Source organism: Paenibacillus swuensis (genome assembly GCF_001644605.1).
GTDB classification, from domain to species: Bacteria; Bacillota; Bacilli; order Paenibacillales; family DY6; genus Paenibacillus_N; species Paenibacillus_N swuensis.
Genome location: NZ_CP011388.1, coordinates 1,916,997 through 1,929,525, shown reverse-complemented (window position 1 = coordinate 1,929,525; position 12,529 = coordinate 1,916,997). Strand labels below are relative to the sequence as shown.

Genomic DNA, 12,529 nt, shown 5'->3' with positions numbered 1-12,529 from the left:
TTTATTATGCGGGATCCCCAAGAAGTATGGAAGTAAACTTCAGAGTCTTTACATCACTTTTTGGGGCTATTATGCTAGCATTCACACTCGGAGGTGGAAGATTATTAGTAAGGATAACATGATCAACGAAGAAATTCGTGCCAAAGAGGTCCGTCTTGTTGGACCGGAGGGTGAGCAAATCGGGATTAAGCCGTTTCGTGAAGCTTTACAGATGGCGATTGATTTGAATATGGATCTGGTTAACGTGGCACCTACTGCCAAACCGCCGGTTTGCCGCATTATGGACTACGGTAAATATCGTTACGAAATGCAGAAGAAAGAAAAAGAAGCACGCAAGAATCAGAAGATCGTTGAATTGAAAGAAGTGCGTTTCAGCGCTACAATCGAGGATCACGATTATCAGACGAAGCTGCGCAACGTCGTGAAGTTCCTGAAAGACGGCGATAAAGTGAAGTGCACGATTCGTTTCCGCGGTCGTGAAATCACGCATTCCGAGATCGGACGTCGTGTTCTTGAGAAAGCGGCAAGAGAAGTTGAAGAGATCTGCGTTGTAGAACGCGCTCCGAAGCTGGAAGGCCGCAGCATGATTATGATTCTAGGACCTAAACCCCAATAATATCATTTAGGAGGAACTCCAGATGCCAAAGATGAAAACACACAGCAGTCTTAAAGACCGCTTTAAAGTAACAGGCACAGGTAAAATCAAGAGACATAAAGCTTACAAAAACCATCTTCTTTCCGGAAAGTCCAACCGCCAGAAGCGCGTACTTTCCACTAGCCCGAACATGGCTAAAGGCGATGCTAGCCGCTTGAAACAAGGTCTGGCTCAACTCTAAAATCTATTAACTTAAAAATCCAGGAGGTAGAACAACAATGGCAAGAGTAAAAGGCGGGTTCGTAACGCGTCGTCGTCACAAAAAAATCTTGAAATTGGCTAAAGGTTACTTTGGCTCTAAACATAGAATTTTCAAAACAGCAAATCAACAGGTAATGAAGTCCCTGCTGTATGCATACCGTGACCGTCGTCAGAAAAAACGTGATTTCCGTAAATTGTGGATCGTTCGTATCAATGCGGCTGCCCGCACTAACGGTCTTTCCTACAGCAAATTCATGCACGGCTTGAAACTTGCAGGTGTTGAAGTGAACCGTAAGATGCTTGCTGATCTTGCAGTAAACGACCTGAAAGCATTTAACGACCTTGCAGGCGTTGCCAAACAGAAATTAAACGCGTAATTCCAATCCTCTCCGTTCTTCGGAGGGGATTTTTTGTTCTTTTCTTACTGTGAATCATATCTGTCTATAAACCTATCTTTCTAATCGATAGACGAGGGTACAAGCGGTGAACCTACGTCCGGCATACGCTGTATAGTCTCAAGTGAAGAGAGGAGCGTATATCATGCGGAAAACAGTTACGAAGCAACAGGCTAGAGAACTATTGGGCAAGAACATTTATGCTTTGAAAAAAGACGGTACAGTCGTTACCGGCAAATTGGTGCGTATCAAAGGTTCAGAGCTTGTCCTGCAGCGCAAAAGCAAAAAGGCGAAAACCACCGCGTTTATACCTCTTGTACTGTTTGATCTGTTGGCAATCGGCACAGGACCTTTCGGAGGCGGCTTTGGCGGAGGGTTTGGAGGTCCGTTTGGCGGCGGCTTCGGCGGTCCGTTCGGAGGCGGCGGTTTCGGAGGGCCATTCGGCGGCGGCTTCGGTGGAGGCGGTTTCGGCGGACGGGACCCGTTCTTCTTCTAAAGCGATTTCGTCAACCGATAGCACTGGATCTGCGGATGAAAGCTCTGCAAACGGTATCCTTTGCTTGCATAGAAGCGCTGTGCTTTACTGTTAAGGATGTCCACGAACAATGTGACCGAGCGCATATTCCGGGCCGCGGCGTAGCGTTCTCCTAAGGAAAGCAAACGCGCGCCCCAACCCTTGCTCTGGAGCTTCTTATCGACGGCCAGCATGTCGATGAAAAGCTCTTCTTTTTTTGGGATGAGATGAATGAAAGCGAACGGCACCTTTTGGCGGTTAACGGCCACGAAGGTGGTTCCCTTGTATAGTCGTTTTTTAACATCCTTTTGTACAAATCTATAGTCAATGTCAATGTTGTCGCGTATTTTGTAAGAAACCGGAAGCAGCTCTCTAAACACTAAACCGCAGATGGCTTTGTCATCCTTCAGGGGTTGCCGGTAGCGAATCATGGGCTTGAATTATCCCTCCCTTATTGTCCTTTACGCAGTGTATGTGGGCAGGGGCATTGGGGTTCGTTTTCGATGAAAATTTGGCAGGAACCCGGCGGAATGGGTACTTGAAATAAAATGTCCAATATATTTAGATAATTAAGACTATTATAATTATTTATTGCAAATCCTATTGACACACCTTACATGACTGCATATAATTAACTCTAAATTACACATTACATTTGATCGGCTATGAAGAGGACGAAGTTTGAAAGGCCCTTAAGTTCCAGAGAGTGTCGAACCTGCTGAAATCGACGCCTTAATCCTTTCTATACGAGCTCACCTCGGAGCTGTTTCTCTGAAAGACGCACCGGAACGCGTGCGGTTATTAGGAGAAATCGGATTGGCATACGTTAACATGCTGAAGGTTTGAACCGTGTTTCATGACGGCGTCAAACCTGCTAAGGTTGCTTATCGCGAGATGAGCGACAAACTTGGGTGGTACCACGGAAGCGACAACCTCTTTCGTCCCGCATACGCTATGCGTTTGGGATGATTGAGGTTTTTTTGTGTGAACACATGGGTGTAACGCCGGGAACGGCAACTATAGATCGAGGAGGATGACTTATGAGTAGTGGTCAAGCGACGATGCGGTCCAAAGAAGAATTGCGAGAGAAATGGATGAAACCGGATGTCATTACAGGTTCTGAAATTCTGCTGCGCAGCTTGCTGTTAGAAGGTGTCGATTGCGTGTTCGGTTACCCTGGCGGCGCGGTGTTATTCATTTACGACGCTATGCACGGGTTCACGGATTTCAACCATCTGCTGACAAGGCATGAGCAAGGAGCTATTCACGCGGCGGACGGTTACGCAAGAGCAACCGGGAAACCGGGCGTATGTATCGCAACTTCCGGTCCGGGAGCAACGAACCTGGTAACAGGCATTGCTACCGCATATATGGATTCGGTTCCGTTGGTAGTCATCACAGGAAATGTGGCTCAACAGTTTATCGGAACCGATGCTTTCCAGGAAGCGGATATTACCGGCATCACGATGCCGATTACGAAGCACAGCTATCTGGTGCGCGATGCGGCGGATTTGCCGAGGATTATCCACGAGGCGTTCCATATCGCCAACACGGGACGTAAAGGACCGGTTTTGATCGATATCCCGAAAGACGTGTCTGCGCAGAAGACGACGTTCGTTCCGGCGCTTGAGCCCGTGGTTATCCGCGGGTACGACGCGCCAGCCGAGCCGAACGGAGAAGCGATCACGGCGATGATCCAGGCCATTCAGGAAGCGGAGCGCCCGGTAATTCTGGCAGGCGGAGGCGTTGTATACTCCGGCGCTCACAACGAGTTACTGGAATTCGTCACGAAGACGAATATTCCGGTAACGACGACATTGCTGGGATTGGGCGGCTTCCCAAGCGGTAATGAGCTTTGGATGGGAATGCCCGGTATGCACGGTACGTATACCGCTAACATGGCCATCCAAAATTCGGATCTGTTAATTAACATCGGTGCGCGGTTCGATGACCGCGTAACGATGAAGCTTGAGGCTTTCGCGCAGCAAGCGAAGGTCATCCATATTGATATCGACCCGGCCGAGATCGGCAAGAATGTGCCGACGGATATCGGCATTCACGGAGATATCAAGGTGGTGCTCACCGCTGTGAACCAGGCGGCGAAGCCGGCAACGAAAGCGGAAGCATGGCGCTCTTTAATCCAAGCCAACAAGCGCGATTATCCCTTAAGCTATGAGGATTCAGAAGTAGAACTGAAGCCGCAGTGGGTAATCGAGATGATTCACGAGACGACGAACGGGGAAGCCATTGTTTCCACCGACGTAGGACAGCATCAGATGTGGGCAGCGCAGTATTACAAGTTCAATCAGCCGAGATCCTGGATCACATCCGGCGGGCTGGGAACGATGGGCTTCGGTTTTCCTTCCGCGATCGGCGCTCAGATGGCGCATCCGGAACGATTGGTTGTATCCATCAACGGAGACGGCGGGATGCAGATGTGCGCGCAAGAGCTTGCGATTTGCGCCATCAACAACATTCCGGTGAAAGTGGTTATCATCAATAATCAGGTACTGGGCATGGTTCGCCAGTGGCAAGAGATTATTTATGACAACCGTTACAGCCATATCGATCTGGCCGGCAGCCCGGACTTTGTAAAGCTTGCAGAAGCTTACGGAGTGAAAGGTTTCCGCGCGACGAACAAAGAAGAAGCGAGCCGAGCATGGCAAGAAGCTCTGAATACGCCGGGACCGGCCGTGGTGGAATTTGTTGTCCGCAAGGGAGAGAACGTATTCCCGATGGTAAAAGCAGGCGATTCCATTAGCCAGATGATCATGGGGGATGCGTAATATGACTATGCGTAAACATACGATTGCCGTTATTGTGAATGACCAACCGGGCGTGCTGCAGCGCGTCTCGGGGTTGTTCGGACGCCGGGGTTTCAATATTGAAAGCATCACGGTCGGTCAATCCGAGGAGAAGGGACTATCCCGGATGGTGATTGTCACGACCAGTGATGACAAGATGCTGGATCAGATGAGCAAACAGCTGTATAAGCTGATCGACGTCATTAAAGTGGATGATATCAGTTCGAATCCGATGGTTGCCAGGGAGTTGGCGCTCATTAAAGTTACGGCTTTGCCCGAGAGACGTCCGGAGATTATGGGCATTGTCGACACATTCCGCGCGGCTGTCGTGGACATCGGTACGGAATCGATGATGGTTCAGGCGGTAGGGGACACGGACAAGATTGACGCTATGATTGAGCTTATGCAACCTTATGGGATTGTTGAGTTAAGCCGTACAGGAGTTACAGCGATGGTTAGAGGAAATATCAAGTAAATATTCGAGTAACATAACCCCGTCTTTAAATGGGGGGTTGAGGAGATTTGAGCGGAAGTGCGGCTGCGTAGTTTAATCAAGTAATGCTGTGCAACTCTACTGATTTAGCGCTATAATAGGTCAAAGTCTTTTCAACCCCCCATTTAAGGGCCCAAAATCTAAGGAGGAATTATACATGGCAGTTACTATGTTTTATGAAAAAGATGCAGACTTTGGTGTTCTTCAAGGCAAGACAATCGCGGTAATCGGTTACGGCTCCCAAGGCCACGCACAAGCACAAAACCTGCGTGACAGCGGATTAAACGTTATTATCGGATTGCGTGAAGGAAGCTCTTTCGATAAAGCGAAGAATGACGGATTCGAAGTTGTTTCTGTAGCGGAAGCTGCAAGCCGTGCGGATGTTGTTCAAATTTTGATGCCGGATGAGACGCAAGCGAGAGTGTACAATGAAGAAGTGGCTCCGAATTTGAAAAAAGGTGCTGCCCTCATGTTCTCCCACGGTTTCAACATTCACTTTGGACAAATTGTAGCGCCTAAAGATGCTGACGTATTGTTGGTTGCTCCTAAGTCCCCGGGACACATGGTTCGCCGTACATATGTTGAAGGCTTCGGCGTACCCGGCCTGATTGCCATTCACCAAGACGGTACAGGCAATGCGAAAGCCATCGGACTTGCTTACGCCAAAGGTATCGGTTGTACACGCGCAGGCGTTATCGAAACAAGCTTCCGGGAAGAGACCGAAACGGATCTGTTCGGTGAGCAGGCTGTTCTTTGCGGCGGTGTGAGCGCGTTGGTGAAAGCAGGCTTTGAAACATTGACAGAAGCAGGATATGCTCCTGAAATGGCATACTTTGAGTGTTTGCATGAGCTGAAATTGATCGTAGACATGATTTATGAAGGCGGACTGGCTTCTATGCGCGATTCCATTTCCAACACAGCTGAATACGGCGATTATGTAACGGGTCCTAGAATCGTAACCGCTGAGACTAAAGCCGAAATGAAGCGTGTTTTGACGGATATCCAGCAAGGTAAATTCGCACGTGACTTTATTCTTGAAAATCAATCCAACCGTGCTTTCCTGACAGCTACACGCCGTAACGAGGCGGAACACCCGATTGAGCAAGTCGGCGGTCAACTTCGTGAAATGATGCATTGGATCAAAAAGTAATCATATCTTTTATATAAATAGAGTCTCATAATTTGGGAAGTTCCCGTTTACACCCGTAAGGAGTGCGGGGGCTTCCCTTTTATCGTTAAGAAGGAGGTGGCGAGGAATGCGTAAAATTTATATTTTTGATACTACGCTGCGCGACGGTGAACAATCTCCGGGTGTCAATCTGAATGTGAAGGAAAAGGTGGAGATTGCGCTCCAATTGGAAAAGCTGGGGATTGACCGGATTGAGGCTGGATTTCCGGCAGCCTCTCCGGGTGATTTAGCGGGGGTGAACGCGGTTGCCCGTGCGGTTAAGAATGCGACGGTAATTGGTCTGTCCCGTTCACGTGAAGGTGATATAGACGCGGTCCGTGAAGCATTAGTTGGTGCTGCGGACCCTTGCCTGCATCTCTTTCTGGCAACGTCGCCTATCCATCGAGAGCACAAGCTGCGGATGGATAAAGGGCAAGTGTTGGAAGCGGCGGAGGCAGCGATTAAGTATGCTTCGAAATATTTTGACAAAATTGAATTTTCGTTGGAAGACGCGGGCCGCACGGAACTGGATTTTATCTGTGAAGTGACAGCGATGGCGATTCGTGCAGGTGCCAAAGTGGTGAATATCCCCGATACGGTTGGATTTTTGACGCCCTATGAGTACGGTAACATATTCAAGACCGTGAAGGAGCAAGTTCCGGGGGTCGAGAAGATACAGCTCAGCGCACATTGTCACGATGATTTAGGCATGGCTACGGCCAACGCGTTGGCAGCTATTCTGAACGGTGCCGATCAAATTGAAGGAACCATTAACGGAATCGGTGAACGCGCAGGGAACACAGCCATCGAGGAAGTAGCCATGGCGCTGGAGACGCGTCAGGAATTCTATGGCGCGAAGACATCGCTCGTACTGAACGAAATCTACCGCACAAGTCGCTTGGTCAGTAAGTTAACGGGAATGCCGGTGCCAGGGAATAAGGCAATCATCGGGGCGAACGCATTTGCACATGAGTCCGGAATACATCAAGACGGTATGTTGAAAGAGAAAACAACGTACGAGATCATGTCTCCGGAAACAATTGGCTTGAAAGAAAGCAAGCTGGTTCTCGGTAAACATTCCGGTCGCCATGCATTCCGTGAGAACCTGGCGGAGCTTGGTTATGAAGGCATGTCAGAGGAGCAGTTAAACATCGCTTTCGCGAAGTTCAAAGAGCTGGCTGATAAGAAAAAAATCGTTACCGAAGAAGACATTCGGGCGATAGTAGAAGAAAAGCTGGTGGATACAGTTGAAATGTACGCGTTAGACTTTATCCATGTGTCCTATGGAAACCAATCCGTGCCAACGGCAACCGTTCGTGTTCATACGCATGAGGGTGAAGTTATCGAAGAGGTTGCTTTGGGAAATGGTTCGGTCGATGCAATCTATAAAGCGCTGGATCGTGCGACGAAAGAAGAAGTAGAGCTCTCCGATTATTCGATTAAATCCGTCACACAGGGGAAGGACGCCTTGGGCGAAGTACATGTATTGTTGAAACAGAACGGGGTTTCCGTACAAGGGCGCGGTGTAAGCACGGATATTCTGGAGGCGAGCGCGCGAGCTTACCTGGACGGCGTCAACCGGATGATCGAAAAACGTAAGCAGTCTAAAGGTTCTGCCAGCGGAGAGATTTCTTTCAAGTAACCTAAACTTATGGACCGCACTGTAATCAGGTGTGGTTCTTTTTGTTTGAGGTTACTGGGGCTGCTGGCTACTTGCTGATAGCTGCTACTCTTATTCCGAGCCACGTGTTGGGGTATCCCGTCGACTCAGTTTTGGGGCAGATGGTTGATGAAACTGTCCAGTTAATCTAGAACCACGGTTATGCAGCCGATTCACGCGTCATAGTTGGGACAGTAGAAGCGATGAGTTGTTTGTATGTAATCGTGGACGTAGTGATGAACATTTTGAAAAGTCGGCTAATTGCGCGATTAGGTCTCAGAGTATGGTTTAAACGGAAACTGGTCTCATCCAGATAAGCTTGAAGGTGTTTCCCGCTCACCCCAAAGTATCGCTGATTAATTCGTTGGGTCACGGAGTCGCTGATCATGTTCAAGGTATCACAGGCTTTGTGGTGATTAAATTGGTTATGTACAATAGGAAACTTCACAGTTGAATGAACGTGGTCATGGAGGAATTGAGCAAAGTCAGAGTGATCCATGGCTCTGTTGCGGTGTTCGGGAGAAGTATAAACTTGTTTGAGCTTCACATACTTGTCTCCGCCATAAGAGCCCGCTCCAACAATAACAGGGTGCTGATGCTTCTTAGGCTTACGCTCCGTCCATCTAAAGAAAGAGTCACGAGGATTATAAACAGTAGAGATGACTTCAACAAGTCCCGTAAGGAGTTTAGATGCGTCTCCATGTCGAATAGCATGACGGAGTTTGTGTAGAATGAGCCAGGCTGTCTTGTAAGTGACCGAGATGAATTCGGATAGTTGTACGGCATTAATGTAGCATGTAGGACTTCCAATCAGAAACAGAGCTTGAAACCATTTATGTAATGAAGTTCGGCTGCCTTCCATCACCGTACCGCGCAGGAGCGATGACTGATATCTGCAGCCTCTGCATTCGTATAGAGGTAAGCGCCGAGTCGTAATTACAGTTACGTGTCGGCAGGCACAACGGGGGCATTGAAAGCCCTTAGGCCACTTCGCGGCATGCAGCACTGAAACACAAACAGACTCACAGTTATACTTACTTCTAAACTGTTCAAAAGTGATATCCGCATCCGGCATGGGCAACCCCCGAAGTATAAATAGGAACATTTGTTCTTGTATAAGTAAATATTACCAAGCATAGGTTTGGTTTGCAAGTATTATTTTTAAATTTGACGAATAAATTAAAAGTCCGCTAAGATCAAGCACAAATCCATGAAACTGAGTCTTCGGGATACCCCAACACTGGCGGGAATAAGGACACCTATAATGCTCAAACGAACGTTCTGATTTCAAGTACTAATGTCCCAAAATCCAACGCCCTCCTCCCACATGCTAATAGGTTAAACCTATAGTGTTGATAGATTTAATATCTTTCCCCTAATCGACTATATATGCAACAATATTCTTATATCGTTTGATAAGCGAAAAGGAGCGGATACATATGTCAGAGGTCAAAAAGATAGCAGTCCTTGCCGGAGACGGGATCGGACCTGAGGTTGTAGCAGAGGCAGAAAAAGTTTTAAAAAGAACAGAAGAGTTGTTCGGGTATAAATTTGAAACAGCCCACGGATTATTCGGAGGAATTGCCATTGATGAGAAAGGCACACCACTCCCGGAAGAAACGCTGGAACTTTGTAAAGGCGCGGACGCTGTGTTACTCGGCGCGGTAGGCGGTCCCAAGTGGGACAACAACCCGAAGGAGCTTCGCCCGGAAACCGGTTTGCTAGGTATCCGTAAGGCGCTTGGATTATTTTCCAATATACGCCCCGCAACCGTATTCGACTGCCTTAAAGAAGCATCCACTTTAAAGCCTGAAGTTCTCGAAGGTACGGACTTAATCGTTGTCCGCGAGCTTACGGGCGGCATCTACTTCGGCGATAAGTTCCGCCGTGAAGGCGTACAAGGTCAAGAAGCAGTAGACACCTGCGTGTACAACGTAACCGAAATCGATCGTATCGTCAGACAAGCGTTCGATATCGCAAGAACCCGCCGCCGCAAGCTGGCCTCGGTCGACAAAGCCAACGTGCTGGAGACCTCCCGCCTATGGCGCGAAGTTGTAAACGGCATCGCACCGGAGTACCCGGACGTTGAGGTGGAACACGTTCTCGTCGACAACTGCGCAATGCAGCTGCTCCGCCGCCCTTCGAGCTTCGACGTCATTGTCACCGAGAACATGTTCGGAGACATTCTAAGCGATGAAGCGGCGATGCTGACCGGCTCGATCGGCATGCTGTCCTCCGCCTCCCTGGGCGAAGGCAGCTTCGGCTTATATGAGCCGGTACACGGTTCCGCGCCGGATATCGCGGGTCAAGGCATTTCGAATCCGATTGCAACGATCTTATCGGTAGCCTTGATGTTCCGCCTGACCTTCGGCTACGAAGATGCGGCAGCATCCATTGAAGAAGCCGTGAAGAACGTGCTGGATGCAGGTCACCGGACGGGTGATATCGCTGTTGACAAGAACAGCGCCATCGGCACGACGGTCATGGGAGACCTCATCGTTGCAGCTATGAAATAAACATAAAGTCCCCGGGTCAAGCGGGGTGTTGAGATATGATATGTCAACATCCTGATGGCTTCGGGGATTTATTTTGAGCGTAAAGTTCTTATTTAGAATCATTCTTATTTAATATTTGTTTTAATATTGACAAGCGCTATGGCGGATGATAACATTTCTCATGTAGAGAATTTTAGAGGAGGTAATTATTCAATGGCACAAACTTTAGTTGGTAAACAAGCTCCAGATTTCACAATGGAAACAGCAACAGGTAACGGTAAGGACTTTGGTAAAGTTTCTCTTTCCGATTACAAAGGCAAATGGCTGGTCCTGTTCTTCTACCCACTGGACTTCACATTTGTATGTCCTACAGAAATCACTTCCATGAGTGCCGCGGCTGAAACGTTTAAGGGTCTTGACGCTGAAATTCTTGGCGTTAGCACAGACAGCGTTCACTCTCATCGCGCATGGATCAATACGCCTGTAGCTGAAAACGGCCTTGGCCAATTGAACTTCCCGCTTGCTGCTGACATCCACAAGTCGGTTGCCCGCGACTACGGTGTTCTGATTGAAGAAGAAGGCGTAGCATTGCGCGGTCTATTCATTATCAGCCCTGAAGGCGAACTTCAATACCAAGTAGTAAACCATAACAACATCGGACGCAGCGTAGACGAAACTCTTCGCGTACTTCAAGCACTGCAATCCGGCGGACTGTGCCCAATGAACTGGAAACCAGGCGACAAGAACTTGGTAGCGAAATAAGCTAAAATTTATATTGAGTGTATTACCTAGGAAGATCTTCGAGAGTAATCTCGGAGGTCTTTTTTGGCGTTAAGTTAGACGAATCATGGCGGTAATGGCCTTGCCCAGCAATCGAACATGTTTAGCTGCCGTTAAGATCGGCGGGGTTAAGGGAGTGTCGGTTGTAAGCACCAGTTGATTATCCACAAAGTGAACACGTCTCAATACCGCATCTGCAGACTGATAATGTAAAAGCGCAATATCACCGCTGTCAATCGGTTGACGAGGGTCAACAAGAACCCTGTCTCCTGGAAGAATACGCGAGGAAGATAAGAGGTGCTCTTGGGCTATGAATATAAAGCATGCTTTGGATGAAGTGCCGTCTAAAGATATATAGGTTTGTCCTTGAATAGCATCCTGCTCAGGAAGCGAACGGTCAGCTTGGATCCGGCTTAGTATGGGAATGGCTACGGGTGGTGAGAGGTAAGTTGCTCGTGTTTCGGACCATTGTCCTTGCGGGGTAACATCCGAACTTTCTATATAAGTCTGGTCCGATTTCCAATGACCCGCTGCCTTCATCAGATCTTCATAGCTTACATTGTGCCACGCCGCATCCGCAAACTTTCGGATGGTCCCGGCCTCAGGAGGCGCGTCTACCAATGATCTGGTTAAACGGGACAAATAAGAGCTGGAAACGCCGGCGTCGTGCGCATAGGCATTCAGGGAACGACTTCCTTTGGCCGCGGATAACAAGGCAGCAAAGCCCTCTTTGTGAAAATGACTCAAAACTCTCTCGCCCCCTCTTTGATACATTACCAATCTAAGCTCAGTATAACCGAAGTGTTCTCTGTAGGCAACATTTGTTGCGAGTCCGTTGACTGCAGGAAATGTTTTGTGGTAGATTTTACTAAATTGAGTGTTGTCTACAGGTAATGTAAGAGGAGGCAGGGTATTGGAGATCAATAAAATCAGAGTGCGCAAGCTGTTAGATGAAGAGGCGGCGGGTAATTATCGGGAGTTGGCGCGGATCCTGGACGTGCAGGTTTCGCAGCTGCACAAATTGATTAACAAGGATAGCAAGGCGGGTCCTGTGTTTCTTGGCAAGTTGAGGCAGTATTGTATTCAGAAGGGCATTCCGTTTGATGATTTTATCAAATAAGGCAGGTTGGATGATGGATCCTAACACAGAGCTGGCCAAAGAAATTTTAAATCGCCCCAGCGGTCAAAGCCGGATACTATACGTCAGTCAATTAATGAAAGGAAGGGACGCGGCCAGAATGATCCAAGACTTTAAGGCACAGGAGACAATACGAGCGATGACACAAAGAATACTGGATGAAACGATGGTCGGAGAGTAGAAGGCTAATAGCAAAAAAAGGAGCCCTGATTGGACTCCCTTTAAG

Annotated in this window: 15 protein-coding genes and 1 other annotated feature (1 of these 16 running past the window's edge); of the genes, 12 read left to right on the top strand and 3 right to left on the bottom strand. The window is 48.3% G+C overall.

The genetic code is table 11. The features are described 5' to 3' along the window. Positions 1–10 (top strand) — a sequence feature (ribosomal protein L20 leader region) (it extends 118 nt beyond the left edge of the window). Positions 11–118: 108 nt separating this feature from the next. The 4 genes from infC to SY83_RS08405 all read left to right on the top strand — a co-directional run bounded on the left by infC (position 119) and on the right by SY83_RS08405 (position 1,747). Continuing rightward, entirely contained in the window at positions 119–616 is a 498-nt protein-coding gene (gene infC, locus SY83_RS08420; protein ID WP_068605838.1) for a translation initiation factor IF-3, read from the top strand. A gap of 22 nt (positions 617–638) precedes the next feature. Next, a complete protein-coding gene (gene rpmI, locus SY83_RS08415) occupies positions 639–836 on the top strand; it encodes a 50S ribosomal protein L35 (protein WP_068605837.1) in 198 nt (65 codons plus the stop codon). A gap of 37 nt (positions 837–873) precedes the next feature. Then, positions 874–1,233, top strand: a complete 360-nt coding sequence (gene rplT, locus SY83_RS08410) for a 50S ribosomal protein L20 (RefSeq protein ID WP_068605836.1) — start codon at positions 874–876, stop codon at positions 1,231–1,233. A gap of 163 nt (positions 1,234–1,396) precedes the next feature. Next, positions 1,397–1,747 carry a hypothetical protein gene (locus SY83_RS08405; RefSeq protein ID WP_068605835.1) on the top strand — a complete coding sequence of 117 codons (351 nt, stop codon included), beginning with the start codon at positions 1,397–1,399 and terminating at the stop codon, positions 1,745–1,747. Here SY83_RS08405 and SY83_RS08400 read toward each other — a convergent pair. Next, a complete protein-coding gene (locus tag SY83_RS08400; protein ID WP_068605834.1) occupies positions 1,744–2,196 on the bottom strand; it encodes a GNAT family N-acetyltransferase in 453 nt (150 codons plus the stop codon). The genes SY83_RS08405 and SY83_RS08400 overlap by 4 nt on opposite strands. A gap of 609 nt (positions 2,197–2,805) precedes the next feature. Between SY83_RS08400 and ilvB the strand changes: the two genes are divergently transcribed. From ilvB to SY83_RS08380, 4 genes are all read left to right on the top strand, one after another. Then, positions 2,806–4,551: a biosynthetic-type acetolactate synthase large subunit gene (gene ilvB, locus SY83_RS08395; RefSeq protein WP_068605833.1), complete on the top strand. Its 1,746-nt coding sequence runs from the start codon at positions 2,806–2,808 to the stop codon at positions 4,549–4,551. Positions 4,552–4,558: 7 nt separating this feature from the next. After that, positions 4,559–5,044 carry an acetolactate synthase small subunit gene (gene ilvN, locus SY83_RS08390; RefSeq protein ID WP_068610992.1) on the top strand — a complete coding sequence of 162 codons (486 nt, stop codon included), beginning with the start codon at positions 4,559–4,561 and terminating at the stop codon, positions 5,042–5,044. 175 nt (positions 5,045–5,219) lie between these two features. Next, complete coding sequence (gene ilvC / locus SY83_RS08385; RefSeq protein WP_068605832.1) at positions 5,220–6,212, top strand: ketol-acid reductoisomerase; 993 nt, start codon at positions 5,220–5,222, stop codon at positions 6,210–6,212. Positions 6,213–6,318: 106 nt separating this feature from the next. Then, complete coding sequence (locus SY83_RS08380) at positions 6,319–7,872, top strand: 2-isopropylmalate synthase (protein ID WP_068605831.1); 1,554 nt, start codon at positions 6,319–6,321, stop codon at positions 7,870–7,872. 178 nt (positions 7,873–8,050) lie between these two features. On the opposite strand, the gene SY83_RS08375 is transcribed toward SY83_RS08380, so the two are convergent. Next, complete coding sequence (locus SY83_RS08375) at positions 8,051–8,965, bottom strand: transposase (RefSeq protein ID WP_068605830.1); 915 nt, start codon at positions 8,963–8,965, stop codon at positions 8,051–8,053. Between the two features lie 364 nt (positions 8,966–9,329). Between SY83_RS08375 and leuB the strand changes: the two genes are divergently transcribed. Then, on the top strand, positions 9,330–10,406 hold the full coding sequence (gene leuB / locus SY83_RS08370) for a 3-isopropylmalate dehydrogenase (protein ID WP_068605829.1): 1,077 nt from the start codon (positions 9,330–9,332) through the stop codon (positions 10,404–10,406). A 192-nt stretch (positions 10,407–10,598) separates the two neighbouring features. Next, positions 10,599–11,147 carry a peroxiredoxin gene (locus tag SY83_RS08365; protein WP_068605828.1) on the top strand — a complete coding sequence of 183 codons (549 nt, stop codon included), beginning with the start codon at positions 10,599–10,601 and terminating at the stop codon, positions 11,145–11,147. Positions 11,148–11,216: 69 nt separating this feature from the next. On the opposite strand, the gene SY83_RS08360 is transcribed toward SY83_RS08365, so the two are convergent. Next, a complete protein-coding gene (locus SY83_RS08360; protein ID WP_068605827.1) occupies positions 11,217–11,912 on the bottom strand; it encodes a LexA family protein in 696 nt (231 codons plus the stop codon). 166 nt (positions 11,913–12,078) lie between these two features. On the opposite strand from SY83_RS08360, the gene SY83_RS08355 reads away from it, so the two are divergent. After that, entirely contained in the window at positions 12,079–12,285 is a 207-nt protein-coding gene (locus SY83_RS08355) for a hypothetical protein (protein ID WP_068605826.1), read from the top strand. After that, positions 12,266–12,484: a hypothetical protein gene (locus SY83_RS08350; protein WP_157279822.1), complete on the top strand. Its 219-nt coding sequence runs from the start codon at positions 12,266–12,268 to the stop codon at positions 12,482–12,484. Before SY83_RS08355 ends, SY83_RS08350 begins: the two co-directional genes overlap by 20 nt. Positions 12,485–12,529: the final 45 nt, after the last annotated feature.

Excerpts from the sequence above, each read along its gene's own strand:
- infC (WP_068605838.1), top strand. The coding sequence starts at position 119 with ATGATCAACGAAGAAATTCGTGCCAAAGAGGTCCGTCTTGTTGGACCG.
- rpmI (WP_068605837.1), top strand. The coding sequence starts at position 639 with ATGCCAAAGATGAAAACACACAGCAGTCTTAAAGACCGCTTTAAAGTA.
- rplT (WP_068605836.1), top strand. The coding sequence starts at position 874 with ATGGCAAGAGTAAAAGGCGGGTTCGTAACGCGTCGTCGTCACAAAAAA.
- SY83_RS08405 (WP_068605835.1), top strand. The coding sequence starts at position 1,397 with ATGCGGAAAACAGTTACGAAGCAACAGGCTAGAGAACTATTGGGCAAG.
- SY83_RS08400 (WP_068605834.1), bottom strand. The coding sequence starts at position 2,196 with ATGATTCGCTACCGGCAACCCCTGAAGGATGACAAAGCCATCTGCGGT.
- ilvB (WP_068605833.1), top strand. The coding sequence starts at position 2,806 with ATGAGTAGTGGTCAAGCGACGATGCGGTCCAAAGAAGAATTGCGAGAG.
- ilvN (WP_068610992.1), top strand. The coding sequence starts at position 4,559 with ATGCGTAAACATACGATTGCCGTTATTGTGAATGACCAACCGGGCGTG.
- ilvC (WP_068605832.1), top strand. The coding sequence starts at position 5,220 with ATGGCAGTTACTATGTTTTATGAAAAAGATGCAGACTTTGGTGTTCTT.
- SY83_RS08380 (WP_068605831.1), top strand. The coding sequence starts at position 6,319 with ATGCGTAAAATTTATATTTTTGATACTACGCTGCGCGACGGTGAACAA.
- SY83_RS08375 (WP_068605830.1), bottom strand. The coding sequence starts at position 8,965 with ATGCCGGATGCGGATATCACTTTTGAACAGTTTAGAAGTAAGTATAAC.
- leuB (WP_068605829.1), top strand. The coding sequence starts at position 9,330 with ATGTCAGAGGTCAAAAAGATAGCAGTCCTTGCCGGAGACGGGATCGGA.
- SY83_RS08365 (WP_068605828.1), top strand. The coding sequence starts at position 10,599 with ATGGCACAAACTTTAGTTGGTAAACAAGCTCCAGATTTCACAATGGAA.